The following is a 17,993-nucleotide window of genomic DNA, read 5'->3' as shown; positions in this document are numbered from 1 at the left end:
TGGCCGCTGCCGTTGCTCAGCGCAGTTCCGGCAGGTCCTGCGCGAACAGCAGGGTCAGGTCGTCGGTGCTGGGATCCGCCAGCTGCGCGACACGGCTCGCGTGCCGCTCCACCATCGCCTCGAACGTCTGCCGTGCGGTGCGGCCGTTGCCGAACGCCGGGCCCTTCGGGATGGCAGTGAAGTACTTCAGCAGCGCCTCGGACGCCCCCGGCGTCAGCCGGTACTCGTGCTCGTCGGCCTGCTGCTCCACGATCCGCAGCAGTTCGTCGGGGCCGTAGTCGCCGAAGGTGATGGTGCGCGAGAAGCGGGAGGCGACACCGGGGTTGACGGAGAGAAAGCGCTCCATCTCCACCGTGTATCCGGCGACGATCACCACCACCGCGTCCCGGTGGTCCTCCATCAGCTTCACCAGCGTGTCGATGGCCTCCTTGCCGAAGTCACGCCCGGCGTCCTCCGGGGACAGCGCATAGGCCTCGTCGATGAACAGCACACCGCCGCGCGCCTTCTCGAACGCCTCCTGGGTGCGGATCGCCGTGGAACCGATGTGCTCACCGACCAGGTCGACCCGGGACACCTCCACCAGGTGCCCCTTCTCCAGCACGCCGAGGGAGGCGAGGATCTCGCCGTAGAGCCGGGCCACCGTCGTCTTGCCGGTGCCGGGTGAGCCGGTGAAGACCAGATGCCGCTTGACCGAGGCCGCCTTCAGGCCCGCCCGCTGCCGGCGCCGGCCCACCTCGATCATGTCGGTGAGCGCCCGCACCTCCCGCTTCACGCTCTCCAGGCCCACCAGCTCGTCGAGTTCCCCGAGCACGTCCTTCGACGTCCGCGCCGGCTTCCCGGGCTGGGCGGCCGCGATCAGCGGCTCCTGCTCCGTGCTGCGCTGCCCGGGAATCGAGCCGAGCAGACCGGGGGAGTGCGACATCGTCTGCACGGCGGTCTCGCGGATCGCGGGCGGGCGCAGGCCGGCGCTCTCGTCGCTGGTGCAGTCCTCGACGACCGGGCCCGTCCCGGACGCGGCGCCGGGGCCCGCGTCGGCGAACTCGTAACCGCCGCGTGCGCAGCGCTCCGTACGGCACTTGCGCAGTGTCGCCCGGCAGCCGTCGATCACATGGAAGCCATAACCGGCGCTGCCGCTGACCCGGCAGTTCAGGAAGCTGCCGCGGCCGCCCGCGGAGACGTAGAAACCGGCCTCGGCGGGGGAGTCGACCGTGCACCGCTCGATGACCGGGTCGGCGCCCTTGGTGACGATCACACCGGTCTGGGTGCTGTCCAGGGTGCAGTTGTTCAGCGTGCCGCCGCTGCCGTGATCGCGGAACCACGCCCCGGTCGCCGCTTCCCGGATCCGGCAGTCGTCGAGCTGCGCCGTCGCCCCGTCGCTCACCGACACCGCCGTGTTGCGCACCTGCGACAGATCGCTGTCCACGACGTCCGCGCGCGAACCGCGGTCCAGCACGAACAGGGCGTCGGGCACGTCGCGCACCCGGCACGAGTCGAGGACGGCGGTGGCGCCGTCGCTGACCCACACCGCCGGATAGTCGCCCGTGCTGTCGAAGATCTCGCACTGGTTGGCGTCCACCCGGGTCCCCGGGTCCCACACCGACAGGCCGTTGCGCCCGAACTGACGGACCGTCGTCCGGGTCAGCGTCAGTACCGAGCGGGAGCGCAGGTCGACCGCGTTCTCGGGGATGTCGTGGATGCGGCAGTCGGCGAGGGTGAGCACCGCGTCCGTGTCCATGGTGACCCCGTCGGCTGTGGTGCGGTGCACATCGCAGTCGGTGAGATGCGCCGTCGCACGCTGGGTGACCTGCACACCGGAGCCGCGGACCTCATAGATCTCACAACCCACCGCCTCCAGCGAGGAGTTCTCGCCGGTCGCGCTCAGCCCCGGGCCCGAGGCGTGGTGCACCCGGCAGCGGTCCAGGCGCGGATGCGCACCGCCACGGACCGCCACGCCCGCCTGCCCGGCCGCGACGACCTCGCACTCCTCGAACACCCCGCTCCCGCCGTCGAGTACGGCGATGCCGATGCCGGCCGGGTTGTCGACGGTGCAGCGGCGCACGGTCGGACGGGCACCGCCGCGCACCTCGATGCCCACGGCGGACCGGGTGACGATCCGCACGTCCGTCAGCTCGGGCGTGCCCTCCTCGACCAACAGTGCGGGCGCCGCCGCGTCCTGGCCCTCCACATGCAGGTCCTGCACCACGGCCGAGGCACGCACGGTGAGTGGCACACCGTCCACGGGCGCGATCCGCACCGAGCCGGGCGAACCCTCGGGCCCACGCAGTGTCACCGCCCGCTGCACCACGAGGTTTTCCCGGTAGGTGCCCGGGGCGATGGTGAGAACGTCACCGTCCGCGGCGGCCTCCAGGGCGGCGGCGAGCGAAGCGTACTCACCTGTGCGGCGCCGCCACCGCGACGTACCGGTGTGCGTCACCTGGACCGTGCCCTGTGCCATGGCGTTGCTGTGCCCCCACCTCGTCGTACTGATGACTCGCTCCCGTAGGGGCCCCACCTGCGCGCCCGTGCGGTTCGCTCATCCGCGGGTTGTCGCCGAAAGCGCTTCGGCCGGTCCACCGTAGCGTGTGCGTGCACGGTGGGTTGACCAGAGCCGGAAGGCGGTCAGCAGCCGGTGCCCGCCTTGCCCCAGTCCGGGCCCGCCCGGTCCCACGCCTGGTCCCAACGTGCGTACCGGCTGCGGACCATGCGCCACACGGCCAGCCGGCGGCCGCACTCGACCAGGCCCGCAACCAGCAGGGCCGCGCCGATTCCGGCCAGTACCGCGTGGGTCGTCGCGGTGGGGGAGTCCAGCGGGCGGGCCGCTATTCGGCCGTGCGGGTCGGTCCAGAGTCTGAAGTGGTCCCCCGGGTGCGGGGACTTGAGGGCGGCCAGGGCCGGGCCGTGCCGATGGGTGCCGTCCGGCGCGGTCCAGTCCGCGAGGACACGGCTGTGGGTCTCGCGTACCGTCGTGGAGTCGGGGTCGGACTCCAGCGGGGCATCACCCAGGTCACGCACCACCGTGGCGGTGACGAGATGGCGCGTGTGGTGCTGCTCGCGCACGGAGCGCTGCAGCGAGTCCTGGGCGGCGACGCCGACCAGGCAGCCGGTCACGGGCGCGGCCACGGCGATCAGCACCAGCGCCACGAGAGCCACCCAAGCCTCGGCCAGATCGGTCGCGCGGCGCAGCGGATTGTGCCGCCAACGCCACAGACCACTGACAACCCGCATCTCCCCACCCCCTTCCGCTCCGTCATGACTCCCGGCCTGCGCACGTGTCCACGGCCCGGAGCAAGAGAGAGCGACATCATGTCCACCGCGGATGATCACGCACGCGGCTTTCATGAATCTCTCATGCCCTCCAACGACCGTGACCCGTCTCCGGTTCCCCGTCCGCCGGGCGGTTGTCGCGGGCTAGTCCAGCACCCGGACCGGGTCCCCGACCCTGATCGTGCCGGGCGTGAGGGGCACGAGATTCTGGCCGAAGACCAGGCGCGTGCCGACTCTGCGATGGCGCGCCAGCGTGCGCAGGGGCTCCCGCCCGCGTACGGCGGTGTCCTGGTCGACGGTGGTGACGACACAGCGTCCGCTCTCCCTCGCGACCCGGAAGACCACCTCGCCGACGGAGATCCGCGACCAGTGGTCCTCGGCCCAGGCCTCGGTGCCGGCGACGACGACGTTGGGCCGGAAGCGGTTCATCGGCAGCGGGCCCTCATGGGCGTGCGTGCCCTCGGCTATCAGGGAGTTCAGGGCGCCGAGGGAGGCCGTCGTGGTGACCAGCAGGGGGTAGCCGTCGGCGAAGCTCACCGTCTCGCCGGGCAGGGCGTACTCGGGGTCGATCGGGCGTCGGCCGACCGGATCGTCCATGTGCACCAGGCGGACGTCCGCCCCCAGATAGGCGCTGCACCAGGCGTGTGCGGCCGGCGCGGCCGGGACCACCTCGACCTTCGTGCCGAGGACGTCGGCCGGCTCGGTGCCGACCGGCTCGGGCACGGACACCGTCAGCGGTGCTCGGCCGGGTGCGGACAGACGAACACCGCCGCCGGGCAGCAGCTCGGCGGCGGCCAGCGCGAGGCGCGGCTGTTGGCGCTGGGTGACGACCTTTCCCCCGTCGTCGATCAGTGTCCAGCGCCGGTCTCCGGCCAGGCCCCAGGGCTCCACCACAGCCTCCCGGGGCGCGTGCCCCTGGAACGCCTTGACCGGATGGACGTGAATCGACTGCACTTCGGCGTTTCCCATACCGCCATCGTGTCAGCAGACACTGACAGCGGTCGGGCGCCGATCAGTAGCCGCGGTACTGCTGGTTGTTGTACGGGTCCTGGTAGGGAGCCGGTGCGGGCCGCGGCGCGGCCGGGCGCATGGCCTCGTAGCCGGTGCCCATGCCCATCGGGCGCTGCTGCTGCGGCGCCTGCGGGCCGGGATAGCCGCGTGGGGCGCTCGCCTGCTGCGGGATGTACGCCGTGGGTGCCTGCTGCAGCGGCGCGGGCTGATGCATCTGCGGGTAGCCGTAGGCGGGGGCCTGCGGGGAGGGAGCCGCCGGGAGGGCGGGCAGTGCCGACGGCAGGGCGGGCAGGCTGCTGCCCGTGTCGTAGGCGGCGGGGACCCGGATCGGGGCGATCTGCGGAGTGCCACGCTCGGCCACGAGCGAGTCGTAGATCGGGGTGTCCGGGAAGGAGGCGGAGTAGTAGCCGCCACCATAAGTGGAGCGGGGGGAGGTCATGGCACATAAGTTAAGCCCACGATGTGCTCGTTGGGGAGACCGATAAGAGGGTTGTTTTGCGTGTCCGCAGTGACGGGGGATCCCCAATCCGAGCGAACTCGGCAAAAAAGGACGTCGCTCGACGTTCTGATCGTGTAAAGGGCGAGTTCCTGCGGGGTTACCGGCAGTTGGACGTCGATCTTCCTGTGCCGGTCATGGGCGTTCGCCGTACCCGGGAATAGGGTCTGCGGGTAGGGATGACCGGAACGGCCGGGGTGCCCGGAAGCGGACACGGATGGGGGCGCACATGTCAATGCCGAAAGGGTCCAACACGCCGGTACCGACGACGGGCCTGCGCGTCGAACTGGGCTGGCGGTCGGGACCCGGCGTGCCCGACGCGGACGCCTCCGCGCTGCTGCTCGCGACGGGGAAGGTCCGCTCCGACGGCGACTTCGTCTTCTACAACCAGCCCGGGCATGCCTCCGGCGCGGTGCGCCACGAGGGCAAGAGGACGACCGGCGGGGGCGTGACCGACACCCTTTCCGTCGACCTCGCGCGCGTGGAGGGCGCGATCGAGCGGATCGTCCTCGCGGCCTCCGCCGACGGCGGCACCTTCGGGCAGGTCCCCGGCCTCTACATCGAGGTGACCGACGCCGCCAGCGGCCGGTCGGTCGCCCGCTTCGACAGCCCCGGAGCGACCGTGGAGACGGCCTTCGTGCTCGGCGAGTTCTATCGCCGCCAGGGCGGCTGGAAGTTCCGCGCCGTCGGCCAGGGCTACAGCAGCGGACTCGAAGGCCTGGCCACGGACTTCGGGATCACCGTGGACGAACCCCAGCACTCGGCACCGCCCACCGGGACGACCCCGGCGCCGTACCCGGCGCCGCCCGCCGCGGCGGCCCCGGCGCCACCCCCCGTGACGCCACACCCGGTGACGCCGCCCCCGCCGTCCGTGACCATGCCGCCCCCGCCCCTGACCGCGCCCATGCCCCCGCCCACGGCTCCGCCGGCCCCCGCGCCCCAGCCGGTCCGCCTGTCCAAGGTCACCCTCACGAAGGCGGCGCCGTCGGTCTCGCTCGCCAAGCAGGGCGGCACCTCCGGCGCCCTGCGGGTGAACCTCAACTGGCAGATGCGGAAACAGCCGTCCGGCTGGGGCAGCCGATGGGGAGGCGGGGCGGGAGACGTCGACCTCGACCTGTGCGCCCTGTACGAACTCGCCGACGGCCGCAAAGGGGTCGTCCAGGCCCTCGGCAACGCCTTCGGATCGCTGAACCGGCCGCCGTACATCCACCTCGACGGCGACGACCGCACCGGTGCCGTGGCGAGCGGTGAGAACCTCACCGTCAACCTCGACCGCACGCAGGACTTCCGGCGCATCCTCGTCTTCGTCACCATCTACGAAGGCGCCAGCTCCTTCGCCGATCTGCACGCCACCGTCACCCTCCAGCCGCAGCACGGCGCCCCGATCGACTTCTCGCTCGACGAGTGCACCGTCCCCTCCACGGTGTGCGCGCTCGCCCTGATCACCAACACGGGCGGCGACCTCGTCGTGCAGCGCGAGGCGCGCTATCTGGTCCCGGAGCGCGGCGTGAGCCCGCAGCGGACCATAGACCGCGCCTACGGATGGGGCATGAACTGGACGCCCGGCCGCAAGTGACCCGGCTCAGCCCTCGTCGGGCACGGCATCGGGACGCGCGTACGTACGGCCCTTCCAGGCGGCCCCGCGCCCCCGGTAGTGCTGCACGGCCGAGTCGACGGTCATCAGCAGGTACAGCAGCGCGGTGAACGGCAGCAGCGGAGCCGGCCACATCGGCTGCCGGTAGTAGCGCAGCATCGGCACGTACGTCCCCGCCATCAGCGCCCACGCCAGAGCGCCGAGGACCGCGGTCGCCGTACCGCCGTCCGCCGCCCCCGCGACCACTGCGGCGGGCGGCACCAGGTAGACCAGCGCGAGCCCGGCGACCGTACCGAGCAGCAGCAGCGGGTTGTGCCGCAGCTGGGCGTAGGCGCTGCGCGAGACCATCCGCCACAGGTCGTGCAGGCGCGGATACGGGCGCACGCTGTCCACCCGGTCGGCGAGGCCCAGCCAGACGTGTCCTCCGGCGCCCTTCACCGCCCGAGCGAGCGCGACGTCGTCGATGACGGCGTGCCGGATGGCGTCCGGGATGCGCGCCTTCTCCGCCATCTCCGCGCGCAGCAGCACACAGCCGCCCGCCGCCGCGGCCGTACGCGACCCTTTCCGGCCGATCCACCGGAAGGGATACAGCTGCGCGAAGAAGTACACGAACGCCGGGACCACCAGCCGCTCCCACACGCTCTCCACCCGCAGCCGCGCCATCTGCGACACGACGTCGAAGCCCCCGGCGTGTGCCGCCGCGACCAGCGCGCGCAGGCTGTCCGGCGCGTGCGCGATGTCCGCGTCCGTCAGAAGCAGATACTCGGGGTCACGCGCGCGTGCCAGGCCGATACCGTGCCGTACCGCCCACAGCTTGCCCGTCCAGCCCGCCGGCGGCTCGCCCGGCGAACCCACGGTCAGCGGCAGTCCGCCCTGCCGCCGGGCCAGCTCGCGGGCCAGCTCACCGGTGCCGTCGGTGCTGCCGTCGTCGATCAGGAAGACCTCGGCCCGCCCCGGATAGTCCTGCGCCAGCAGCGACGGCAGGCTCGCGGGCAGTACGGCGGCCTCGTCACGGGCCGGTACGACCACACAGACCGACGGCCAGGCCTCCGGTTCCCGCCGCGGTGGAAGCCGGACGTCCGTGCGCCAGAAGAAGCCCTGGCCGAGCAGCAGCCAGCACCAGGCGGCCAGTGATACGACGGTGATCCACAACAGGGCGCTCACGCCCGCAGTCTGCCCCACGCCACGGGGCCGCACGTCCCGATCGTCTATCGTGACCGGGTGAAGATCGCGCTCATGGACTCCGGAATCGGCCTCCTCCCCGCCGCCGCGGCGGTACGGCGGCTGCGGCCCGACGCGGATCTCGTGCTGTCGTGGGACCCGGACGGGATGCCCTGGGGACCGCGTACGCCGGACGACATCACCGAGCGGGCCCTCGCCGTGGCCGAGGCCGCCGCCGCCCATGAGCCCGAGGTCCTGATCGTCGCCTGCAACACCGCGTCCGTGCACTCGCTGCCGGAGCTGCGGGCCCGTTTCGAACCGGACCTGCCGATCATCGGCACGGTCCCGGCGATCAAGCCGGCCGCGGCGGGCGGCGGCCATGTCGCGATCTGGGCGACCCCCGCCACCACCGGAAGCGCCTACCAGCGCAATCTGATCGAGCAGTTCGCCGCCGGTGTGCGCGTCACCGAGGTGCCCTGCCCGGGCCTCGCGGACGCGGTGCACCACGCCGACGAGAGCGCGATCAACGCCGCGATCGCCGCGGCCGCGGCCCGCACCCCCGGGGACGTGACCACCGTCGTCCAGGGCTGCACCAACTACGAGCTGGTCGGCGAGCGCATCCGGGCAGCCGTCCAGCGCCCCGGCCGCCCGCCGCTCATACTGCACGGCTCCGCCGGGGCGGTCGCCGCACAGGCCCTGCGCAGGATCGGCGCCGAGCCGGCCCCGGACGCCGTCGCCGACACCACCCTGACGGTGCTGCTCAGCGGCCGCGAGGCCACGCTCCCGGACACGGCGCTGTCCTACGACGAAGGCCGTTTCCTCCAGGCGGTCAGCCCCGTCCGCTGACCGGCCCGGCACCGGCGGACCGCGGCCGGGCGCCCGGTCGCCGACCCGGGCCAGTCACCCTCCGCGACGCCCTCCCCGCGCAGCGAAACCTGAGTAACCTCATAAACATGAGGGACCACCTCCACGCCGACGACAACGCCGAGGTCTGGACCGGGCGCGCCACGAACCGGATCCAGTGGCTGCTGGCGCTGGTCGGCGCGGCCTGCATGGCGCTCGGCATCGAGCTGGCCGTGGACTCGGCCTGGACCTCCGGCATCGCCCCGCTGGTGATGTCCGTCGTGGGCTGCATCGCCGCCGGACTGCTGGTCCTCTTCGGCACCCTCGCCTTCGTGCACGTGGACCTCAAGCTCGACAAGGAGTCCCTGGAGGTGCGCTGCGGCCACATGGGACTGCCGCGCCGCCGCATCCCGCTCTCCCATGTGGCGGGCGCCGACTTCACCGCCCTGGTCACACCGCGGCACTGGGGCGGCTGGGGCTACCGGTGGCGCCCCGAGAAGGGCACCGCCGTCGTCGTACGCCGTGGTGAGGGCATCGTGCTGCGCCTGTGGGACGGCCACACCTTCACGATCACCGTGGACAACGCGGAGTCGGCGGTACGGGCCATCAGAGCCCGGCTGCGCACGATCACATCCGGTCCGGCCCACTGACGCCCGCGCCGCGTATCGGCGCGGGGCAGGACGCCGCTCAGGGCCGCGGCTCCACGCCGTCGGGCGCCCACGGCCGCGCCGTGGCCCACCCGGCCAGCAGTCCGGCGCCCACGGTCACCGTGGTGAAGCTGAGCGCGTTGCTCACGGTGGCGAGCGCGGCCAGCGCCGTCAGGGCGGCGCCGGCGGTCAGGGCGACCGGGGTGGAGCGGGGGCTGCGCCACAGCGCGTGCAGCACCCAGCAGTACGCGGCGACACACAGGAACACCCCGACCAGGCCCTGCTCGGTGGCCAGCTGGAGCAGGGCCGAGTGCGGCTTGCCGTCGGCGGCGAGCGTCTGCGGCGCCGAACCGCCGAACTCGCCGAAACGCCCCGGACCGACCCCGAACCCCCGGTTGCGGCCCGCCAGCCGCAGGGCGTCCTGCCACAGCGCCACCCGGTGCGCGGTCAGTCGGCCCTCCAGGACCCGGGCGAGGCCGTCCGGCAGCGCGCCACCGGCGAGGGCCCAGGCCGTGCCCGCCGGCAGAGCCGCCGCCACGGCCGGACCCAGCAGACACACACCCCGGCGGGACACCGAGCCCACGGCGAGCGACCACAGCAGTACGGCCGCACTCGCCAGGAAACCGGCCGCCGACCCGAGTACGGCCCCGGTCAGCACGATCCCGGCGGCCAGCACCCGCAGCACCAGTCGCAGCCGCGGTACGGGCGTCGCCCAGGCGGCACAGCACGCGGCTCCCGTGGCAAGCGCCAGCAGGGCGGCCGTACCACCGGCGTGGCCGAGCGGGTCGGCGTACCGAGGACCGGCGGACAGACCGGGAAGTGCCACGGCCAGCGCGAGCCCGGCCGCCGCACCGCCGCAGGCCGCGGCCACCGGGAGCAGCGCCCCGGAGACCCGGCCGACCGCATGACCGGCGGCCACGGCGAGCACCGCGAGCAGCACGCCTTCCGGCCGTCCGTCATGGACCGCCGCGGTGATCAGCGACCAGCCCGCGCAGGCGCCGAGCAAGATCATGCCCGCCCCGTCAGAAACGTTTCGCCTGACGCTGGCCACGTCCATGTCCACACCGGCGCCCACACCGGCCGCCGTCCTCGTCCCCGTCGACCCCACCCGCCGCCCCTCGTCCCCGTTCCCCGACCCCGTCGCAGGCCACGGCTCGGCACGGCGCCGCATCCGGCCGCACCGCCGAGGCTGGGCACACCGTAGCGGCTCATGACCGGTTTGGGTACGAGATGCGACGGAACGTCGCGGCGGACGTGGGTGGAATGCCGCTTGTGTGCGGCCGGTGCCGGGGCGGGCGCTCGCGGGGCGGGCGCGGGGCCCTGGGACGAGGGACCCGGGCCGGGCAGGGCGGCGACCAGCGACAACCGCGTCGGCGCAGCCGATGCCGGCCTTCGTACCGCGCTGTCGGGGCCCAGGAAGCCGCCGTACACTCACCCGGGTGACCGTCACCGCAACTTCCGTGGACCAGCCGGACCAGCTCCAGTCGCCCTCCGCCTCCGGCGTGCGCGGCGGCCGGCTGCTGCGCCTGGTCCCGGCCGTCGCCTCCGCGCTCTGCGGAGTGCTGCTCTACGTCAGCTTTCCGCCGCGCCCTCTGTGGTGGCTGGCGCTGCCCGCCTTCGCCGGCTTCGGCTGGGTGCTGCGCGGTCGTGGCTGGAAGGCGGCCCTCGGCCTCGGCTACCTCTTCGGGCTCGGCTTCCTGCTGCCGCTGCTGGTGTGGACCAGCGTGGAGGTCGGTCCCGTTCCCTGGCTGGCCCTCGTCGCCGCCGAGGCGAGCTTCATCGCCCTGGTCGGTGTCGGCATCGCCGCAGTCTCCAGGCTCCCCGCCTGGCCGCTGTGGGCCGCCGCCGTCTGGATCGCGGGCGAGGCGGTACGCGCGCGTGCGCCCTTCCGGGGCTTCCCCTGGGGCAAGATCGCGTTCGGGCAGGCGGACGGTGTCTTCCTGCCGCTCGCCGCGGTGGGCGGCACGCCCGTGCTCGGCTTCGCGGTCGTGCTGTGCGGATTCGGCCTGTACGAGGCCGGCCGGCTGATCGCCGACAAGCGCAGGTCGCGCGTCGTGCGACGAGGGGCGGCGGCCGCGGCGCTGCTGAGCGTGGCCGTACCCGTGGCGGGCGCGGTCGCGGCCCGGCCGCTCGTGAGCGACAAGGCCGAGGACGGCACCCGGACCGTCGCACTCATCCAGGGCAACGTGCCGCGGTCCGGGCTGGAGTTCAGCGCACAGCGCCGGGCCGTACTCGACTATCACGTACGCGAGACGCTGAAGCTCGCCGCCGACATCAAGGCGGGCAAGGTCCCGAAGCCCGACTACGTGCTGTGGCCGGAGAACTCCTCCGACATCGACCCCTACAGCAACCCGGACGCGGCCGCCGTCATCGACGAGGCGGTCAAGGCCGTCGGCGTGCCCGTCTCGGTCGGCGCGGTCGTCGAGAAGGACGGCAAGCAGCTCAACGAACAGGTGCTGTGGGACCCGGTGAAGGGGCCGACGCAGACCTACGACAAGCGGCAGATCCAGCCGTTCGGCGAGTACCTCCCGCTGCGCGGACTCGTCGGCGCGATCAACAAGAACTGGACCGGCATGGTCCGGCAGGACTTCAGCCCGGGCAGCAAGCCCGGCGTGTTCGACATCGACGGCGCCAAGGTGGGCCTCGCCACCTGCTACGAGGCCGCCTTCGACTGGGCAGTCCGGGACACGGTCACCCATGGCGCGGAGATGATCTCCGTGCCCAGCAACAACGCGACCTTCGACCGCAGCGAGATGACCTACCAGCAGCTCGCCATGTCCCAGGTCCGCGCCGTCGAGCACAGCCGGACCGTCACCGTGCCGGTGACCAGCGGCGTCAGCGCGGTCATCATGCCGGACGGGAAGATCACCCAGAAGACCGGCATGTTCGTGCCCGCCTACCTGGTCCAGAAGGTGCCGCTGCGCACATCCACGACGCCGGCCACCGAGCTGGGCATCCTGCCGGAGATCGCGCTGGTGCTGGTCGCCGCCGGCGGTGTCGGCTGGGCGATCGGCGCCGGGCTGCGCGCTCGGCGCGAGGGTGGCGTGTAGCCGTACGACCGGCATACGCCCTCTGAACCGAGGCGCAGGCTCACCGAACCGCCATGAGAGCGCGGGCCCGGCCGGTTAGGGTCGGGCCCATGGCTACTCCTGACTTCATCCACACGCTCCGGGCTTCCGCCGGTCAGCAGCTGCTCTGGCTGCCCGGCGTCACCGCGATCGTCTTCGACGACGAGGGCAGAGTGCTCCTGGGCCGGCGGTCCGACACCCGCAAGTGGTCGGTGATCGGGGGCATCCCGGACCCCGGCGAGCAGCCTGCGGCCTGTGCCGTGCGGGAGGTCTTCGAGGAGACGGCGGTGCACTGCGTCGCGGAGCGGGTCGTCCTCGTCCAGGCCCTGGAGCCGTTCACCTACCCCAACGGTGACTGCTGCCAGTACATGGACATCACCATCCGCTGCCGGGCCGTGGGCGGCGAGGCCCGGGTCAACGACGACGAGTCCCTGGAAGTGGGCTGGTTCGCGGTGGACGCGCTGCCCGAACTCCATGAGTTCGGCCGCTTCCGGATCAAGCAGGCCATGTGCGACGCACCCACATGGTTTGACCCTACGACTGCCGGCTGAAGTATGGGTGGTCACCATATGTGGTGGCGGGTGGGCTCCGCCTAGGGTCGGCACATGACCTCGTCCAGCCCCCCAACCGGCCCGCACCCCCAGCCCCCCGCCCTGGACCTCGGCGGCCGCACCGCCCTCGTCACCGGTGCCGCCGGCGGCATCGGCCGCGCCTGCGCGCTGCGCCTCGCCGCCGCCGGCGCGAAGGTGCGGGCCGTCGACCGGGACGCGGCCGGCCTGGCCGAGCTGGCCCACCAGGCGGAACGGGTCGGTGACCTCCCCGGCGCCCTCGTACCGCAGGTCCTGGACCTCACCGACCTCGACGCCGCAGAACGCGCCGCCGCCGGCACCGATGTGCTGGTCAACAACGCGGGCCTGCAACTGGTGCGTCCGCTGGAGGAGTTCCCGCCCGAGGTCTTCCACACCGTGCTGACCGTGATGCTGGAGGCGCCGTTCCGCCTCATCCGCGGTGCACTGCCCCACATGTACACGCAAGGCTGGGGCCGGATCGTCAATGTGTCCTCCGTCCATGGTCTGCGCGCCTCCGCTTTCAAGTCCGCGTATGTGGCCGCCAAACACGGCCTCGAAGGCCTGTCGAAGACGGCCGCGCTGGAAGGCGCCCCCCATGGGGTGACCTCGAACTGTGTGAACCCCGCCTATGTGCGCACACCCCTGGTGGAGAGACAGATCGCCGACCAGGCGCAGGCCCACGGCATCCCCGAGGAGCAGGTGCTGTCCGAGGTCCTGCTGAAGGACAGCGCGGTCCAGCGGCTCATCGAACCGGAGGAGGTCGCCGAGGCCGTGGCCTACCTGTGCAGCCCCCAGGCGTCCTTCGTCACCGGCACCTCGCTGGTGCTCGACGGTGGATGGACGGCCCACTGAAGCGCCCGGTGCCGCCCGGTGCCGCCCGGTCCGGGAGTTTTCCACAGGCCTGACGGGCCGGGCGGCCGATGCGGAATCCTGTGACCATGTCTCGCGATCACGTTCAGCCGGCACCCAGCGGCGGCATCGAGGTCCCGTACCTCGAGCTGCTGGCCCGCGATGCCTCCGCGGAGGCGTACGAGCAGCCGGTGCTGCTCACCCGCGCCGAGGGCGGACCGGCCGACCGGATCGCCGCCCTGGAAGAGGCCAAGCTGCTCGCCCTGCGGGTCCGGGCCGAGCTGGAGGGGCGCCGGCGCCGCGAGGCGGAGCTGTCCGCGCTCTTCGAGACCGCCCACGACCTCGCGGGCCTGCGCGACCTGGACGCTGTCCTGCAGGCCATCGTGCAGCGCGCCCGCTCCCTGCTCGGCACGGACGTCGCCTACCTCACCCTGAACGACCCGGGGCGCGCGGACACCTACATGCGGGTGACGGAGGGCTCCGTCTCCGCCCGCTTCCAGCAACTGCGCCTCGGCATGGGCGAGGGACTCGGTGGACTCGTCGCCCAGACCACCCGGCCGTACGTGACGGACGACTACTTCAAGGACGCCCGCTTCCAGCACACCCTCACCATCGACGCCGGCGTGCGCGACGAGGGACTGGTCGCCATCCTCGGTGTCCCCCTCATGCTCGGACCGCATGTCATTGGTGTCCTCTTCGCCGCCGACCGCAGAGCACGTGTCTTCGAACGCGCGCAGATCGCCCTGCTCGGCTCCTTCGCCGCGCTCGCCGCCGCCGCGATCGACGCCGCCAATCTGCTCACCGAGACCCGCGCGGCCCTGGCCGGCCTGGAGCGTGCCAACGAGATCATCCGGGACCGCAGCGCCGTCATCGAGCGCGCCTCCGACGTCCACGACCGGCTCGCCGAACTCGTCCTGCGCGGCGGCGGGGTGCACGACGTGGCCGCCGCCGTCTCCGAAGTCCTCGATGGCACCGTCGAGTTCACCGAGGCCGACGCCGCACCGGCCGAGGCGCTGGAGACGTCCCGCGCCGAGGGACACGCGGTCCGGCACGGCAGCACCTGGATCGCCGCGGTCGCCGCCGGCGGTGAACTCCTCGGCGCGCTGGTCCTGCGCGGCCACCCCGGCCTGGACCCCGTCGACCAGCGCACCCTGGAACGCGCGGCGATGGTCACCTCCCTGCTCCTGCTCGCCCGCCGCTCGGCGGCCGAAGCCGAACAGCGCGTGCGCGGCGAACTGCTGGACGACCTCCTCGACGCCCGCGACCGGGACCCGCGCCTGCTGCGCGAGCGTGCCACCCGGCTGCGCGCCGAACTGGACGCCACCCATGTCGTCCTCGCCGCACGCCTCGACGGCCCTGCGGCCGACGCCGAGGAGGAGGCCGCGGCCCGCCGTCGCCTGTGGTCGGCCGCCTCCCATCTCGCCGCGACCCGGCAGGGCCTGGCCGCCGCACGCGACGGCGGAACCGTCCTGCTGCTGCCCCTCGGCACCGAGGACAGCGCGACCGACCTGGCCGGTCGTACCGCCCGCCAGCTGGGCACGGCCGTCCACCAGCCCGTCACGGTCGGCGCCTCCGCCCCCGTCACCGACCTCGCCACCCACCCCGAGACCGTCGCCGTCGCCTATGCCGAGGGCCGCCGCTGCCTGGACGCGCTGCGCCTGCTGGGCCGCGCCGGGGACGGCGCGGCGGCCGAGGACTTCGGCTTCCTCGGCCTGCTCCTGGCCGGCGAACGGGACGTCGCCGGCTTCGTCGACCGCACCGTAGGCCCGGTCGTGTCGTACGACGAGCGGCGCGGTACGGACCTGCTGCGCACCCTGGACGCGTACTTCGCGAGCGGGATGAGCCCGGCCCGCACCAAGGGCGCGCTGCACGTCCATGTGAACACGGTCGCACAACGCCTGGAGCGGGTGGGCCGGCTGCTCGGCGAGGACTGGCAGACCCCGGCCCGCGCCCTGGAGATCCAACTGGCCCTGCGACTGCACCGGTTGGCGTCCCCCGAAAGACGCTGACCCCCGTACGGACCTGCCGCACGGGGGCCGTTCGACGGTTACGACGGCGCCGATAGGGCTGTCGCGGCCGCGCCGCTCAGACGGCCTCCGCCCCCGCCCCCGTCTCCGCGGCCGCGGCCGCGCCGGCACCGGCGGACTGGCCGTCCGCGGCCTCGATGCGCGCGAGGTCCCGGTGCCGCGTCTCCCGTGCCACGCCCACGGCAATGAGCGTGAGCACCGCGGCCGCGATCACATACAGGGCGATCGGGGTGGAGCTGCCGTAGTCGTCGAGCAGCGCGGTGGCGATGAGCGGGGCCGGCGCACCGGCCGCCACCGAGGCGAACTGAGCGCCGATGGACGCACCCGAGTACCGCATCCGGGTGGCGAACATCTCGGCGAAGAACGCCGCCTGCGGCGCGTACATGGCGCCGTGCAGCACGAGCCCGACGGTGACGGCCAGGACCAGATTCCCGAACGACCCGGTGTCCGTGAGCGAGAAGAACGGGAACATCCACAGGCCGATACCGGCCGCGCCGAACAGGTAAACCGGCCGCCGCCCGACCCGGTCGGACAGTGCGCCCCAGGCCGGGATCACGGCGAAGTGCACGGCGGAGCCGATGAGCACGGCGTTGAGCGCGGTCTGCTTGGAGACGCCGACCGAGGTGGTGGCGTAGACGAGGATGAAGGCGGTGATGACGTAATAGCCGATGTTCTCCGCCATACGGGCGCCCATCGCCACCAGGACGTCCCGCCAGTGGTGCCGCAGCACGGAGACGAGCGGCAGCTTCTCCGCCTCCTTTGCCCGTCGGGACTCGGCGCGCTCCAACGCCTCCTTGAAGACGGGCGATTCATCGACCGAGAGACGAATCCACAGACCGATGAGCACGAGCACCCCGGAGAGCAGGAAGGGGATCCGCCAGCCCCATGCCGCGAAGGCGTCGTCGGAGAGCACCGAGCTGAGCAGCGAGAGCACACCGGTCGCGAGCAACTGCCCGGCCGGCGCACCGGTCTGCGGCCAAGAGGCCCAGAACCCGCGCCGCCGTGCGTCCCCGTGCTCCGACACCAGCAGAACGGCACCGCCCCACTCGCCGCCGAGCGCAAACCCCTGTACGAGCCGCAGTGCGGTGAGCAGCACGGGAGCTGCGGATCCGACCGTGGCATACGTGGGCAAAAGCCCGATGGCGAACGTGGCCCCGCCCATCATCACCAGGCTCAGCACCAGCAGCTTCTTACGCCCCAGCCGGTCACCGTAGTGCCCGAACACGAGCGCCCCCACCGGGCGGGCCGCGAACCCGACGGCATAGGTCAGAAACGACAGCAGCGTCCCGACCAGCGGGTCGGAGTCCGGGAAGAACAGCTTGTTGAACACCAGCGCGGCGGCGGAGCCGTAGAGGAAGAAGTCGTACCACTCGATGGTGGTGCCGATGAGGCTGGCGGCGACGATTCTGGGGAGGCTGGCAGGGAGTGGGGGAGTGGTGGTTCCGGAGGCCATGTGCGCCACTTCCTCGTGTGCGGTGGGGACGGATACGTGTCGGCACACCGTAGAAACATGCAGGTCAGGCATACATGTGGCGGGGCAACATAGTTCGAGGGTTGGCTATGCGTGTGGCCACCATGCCGGCTCGCGGAAGGGCGGTTCAGGGGCTCGAAGGTGGTCGAAACGAGCGCCGTCCGGGACGCATGGTTCGGGGTGATTCGGCGGGTCGGTGCTGACTCCCGTGCTGGTTTGGTGCTGACGAAAAGCCCACGTCATCACCCGTGCTCACCCCTCCCGTGCTGACTTGGTGCTGACTACGCTCCGTGGAACTCGGACATCTTGTGGCCGATCGGCTCAGGGCAGTTGCGTGGTAGGCGACCTGACCGAGAGATCGACCCGGCTTTGCCGCTCAGCTCGGCGGGCGGGCACGGACAAGGCGTTGCGCCTGCGAGTGGTACGCGTTCGGCCCAGCAGATTCTTCGTCTGCTGGTGGTACAGAGGCGGCGCATCGCTGGCCAGCGCGAACAGCGCCGCTTTGGGCCTTGGCAGGATCGCTGGCCCAGGACCGGTCCGGATCTTGGACGATGCGGTTCCTCGGGTCGAGTGGCGGCCCGGCGCCACGCAGCGGTAGGAGCCGAAAAAAGGGGGAGCACCTGCTGTATCCGCTCATACTCTGGTGTGAGGTGGTCATGGGCCCATACCGCCCTGTACGCCGAAGCCCGCACGCTGAGCCGGTCCACCATCGCCGTGGCGAGGGTCTTGGGCATGATCTCGTCGAAGCCAAGGGCGGAGGTCGCTGCTGACGGCGACGCGGACGGGGGTTCCGAGGTCCTCGATGGGGAACCAGGTCGGGGGGAGTGGCGGGGTGGACAGAGCAAGGAACGACAGAGGATCCGGATCACGGAGCTCTTTCAGCGTTGCCGCTCCAGCATGAGGACGGCAGCGGCGATTGACGTCATTCGATTCGGGCTGCACCGGGATCGGCGGAAGATGCGCCAGGACTTCAAGCGTGCGACCCCGCGCTCG

The 17,993-nt window shown here is 72.4% G+C and carries 14 protein-coding genes and 1 pseudogene; 7 read left to right on the top strand and 8 right to left on the bottom strand.

What is annotated here, in order from left to right; genetic code table 11:
• Nucleotides 1–16: 16 nt before the first annotated feature.
• From AB0L75_RS10230 to AB0L75_RS10215, 4 genes are all read right to left on the bottom strand, one after another.
• The gene (locus AB0L75_RS10230; protein WP_365178134.1) at nt 17–2,455 is read right to left on the bottom strand and encodes a right-handed parallel beta-helix repeat-containing protein; all 2,439 of its coding nucleotides are present in this window, start codon (nt 2,453–2,455) and stop codon (nt 17–19) included.
• A gap of 164 nt (nt 2,456–2,619) precedes the next feature.
• The gene (locus AB0L75_RS10225) at nt 2,620–3,225 is read right to left on the bottom strand and encodes a hypothetical protein (protein WP_365178131.1); all 606 of its coding nucleotides are present in this window, start codon (nt 3,223–3,225) and stop codon (nt 2,620–2,622) included.
• Nucleotides 3,226–3,408: 183 nt separating this feature from the next.
• Nucleotides 3,409–4,233: an MOSC N-terminal beta barrel domain-containing protein gene (locus AB0L75_RS10220; protein ID WP_365178128.1), complete on the bottom strand. Its 825-nt coding sequence runs from the start codon at nt 4,231–4,233 to the stop codon at nt 3,409–3,411.
• A 43-nt stretch (nt 4,234–4,276) separates the two neighbouring features.
• Nucleotides 4,277–4,714, bottom strand: coding sequence for a DUF6643 family protein (locus tag AB0L75_RS10215; protein ID WP_365178126.1), 438 nt, complete (start codon nt 4,712–4,714; stop codon nt 4,277–4,279).
• A gap of 286 nt (nt 4,715–5,000) precedes the next feature.
• On the opposite strand from AB0L75_RS10215, the gene AB0L75_RS10210 reads away from it, so the two are divergent.
• Entirely contained in the window at nt 5,001–6,347 is a 1,347-nt protein-coding gene (locus AB0L75_RS10210) for a TerD family protein (RefSeq protein WP_365178123.1), read from the top strand.
• A gap of 6 nt (nt 6,348–6,353) precedes the next feature.
• Here AB0L75_RS10210 and AB0L75_RS10205 read toward each other — a convergent pair whose 3' ends face one another.
• A complete protein-coding gene (locus AB0L75_RS10205) occupies nt 6,354–7,529 on the bottom strand; it encodes a glycosyltransferase (protein WP_365178120.1) in 1,176 nt (391 codons plus the stop codon).
• Nucleotides 7,530–7,586: 57 nt separating this feature from the next.
• Here AB0L75_RS10205 and AB0L75_RS10200 point away from each other — a divergent pair, with 57 nt between their 5' ends.
• Together AB0L75_RS10200 and AB0L75_RS10195 are read left to right on the top strand one after the other, a co-directional pair.
• On the top strand, nt 7,587–8,372 hold the full coding sequence (locus AB0L75_RS10200) for an aspartate/glutamate racemase family protein (protein WP_365178117.1): 786 nt from the start codon (nt 7,587–7,589) through the stop codon (nt 8,370–8,372).
• A gap of 107 nt (nt 8,373–8,479) precedes the next feature.
• The gene (locus AB0L75_RS10195; protein WP_365178114.1) at nt 8,480–9,019 is read left to right on the top strand and encodes a hypothetical protein; all 540 of its coding nucleotides are present in this window, start codon (nt 8,480–8,482) and stop codon (nt 9,017–9,019) included.
• Between the two features lie 37 nt (nt 9,020–9,056).
• Here the strand turns inward: AB0L75_RS10195 and AB0L75_RS10190 are convergent, their stop codons facing one another.
• A complete protein-coding gene (locus AB0L75_RS10190) occupies nt 9,057–10,028 on the bottom strand; it encodes an O-antigen polymerase (RefSeq protein WP_365178111.1) in 972 nt (323 codons plus the stop codon).
• Between the two features lie 427 nt (nt 10,029–10,455).
• Between AB0L75_RS10190 and lnt the strand changes: the two genes are divergently transcribed.
• The 4 genes from lnt (at nt 10,456) to AB0L75_RS10170 (ending at nt 15,511) form a co-directional block, all read left to right on the top strand.
• A complete protein-coding gene (lnt, locus tag AB0L75_RS10185; protein ID WP_365178108.1) occupies nt 10,456–12,066 on the top strand; it encodes an apolipoprotein N-acyltransferase in 1,611 nt (536 codons plus the stop codon).
• 89 nt (nt 12,067–12,155) lie between these two features.
• Nucleotides 12,156–12,635, top strand: a complete 480-nt coding sequence (locus AB0L75_RS10180) for an NUDIX domain-containing protein (RefSeq protein ID WP_365178105.1) — start codon at nt 12,156–12,158, stop codon at nt 12,633–12,635.
• Between the two features lie 54 nt (nt 12,636–12,689).
• Nucleotides 12,690–13,505: a 3-hydroxybutyrate dehydrogenase gene (locus AB0L75_RS10175; RefSeq protein ID WP_365178103.1), complete on the top strand. Its 816-nt coding sequence runs from the start codon at nt 12,690–12,692 to the stop codon at nt 13,503–13,505.
• A gap of 86 nt (nt 13,506–13,591) precedes the next feature.
• A complete protein-coding gene (locus tag AB0L75_RS10170) occupies nt 13,592–15,511 on the top strand; it encodes a GAF domain-containing protein (RefSeq protein ID WP_365178100.1) in 1,920 nt (639 codons plus the stop codon).
• A gap of 76 nt (nt 15,512–15,587) precedes the next feature.
• Here AB0L75_RS10170 and AB0L75_RS10165 read toward each other — a convergent pair whose 3' ends face one another.
• Nucleotides 15,588–16,982 carry an MFS transporter gene (locus AB0L75_RS10165; RefSeq protein WP_365178097.1) on the bottom strand — a complete coding sequence of 465 codons (1,395 nt, stop codon included), beginning with the start codon at nt 16,980–16,982 and terminating at the stop codon, nt 15,588–15,590.
• An 896-nt stretch (nt 16,983–17,878) separates the two neighbouring features.
• Nucleotides 17,879–17,993, bottom strand: a pseudogene (locus AB0L75_RS10160) (IS5/IS1182 family transposase); the annotation flags it as partial.

It is taken from the genome of Streptomyces sp. NPDC052101 (assembly GCF_040680235.1).
Classification (GTDB): domain Bacteria; phylum Actinomycetota; class Actinomycetes; order Streptomycetales; family Streptomycetaceae; genus Streptomyces.
Note: the sequence above shows the minus strand (reverse complement) of the source record. Positions and strands in the feature narration are given on the sequence as shown.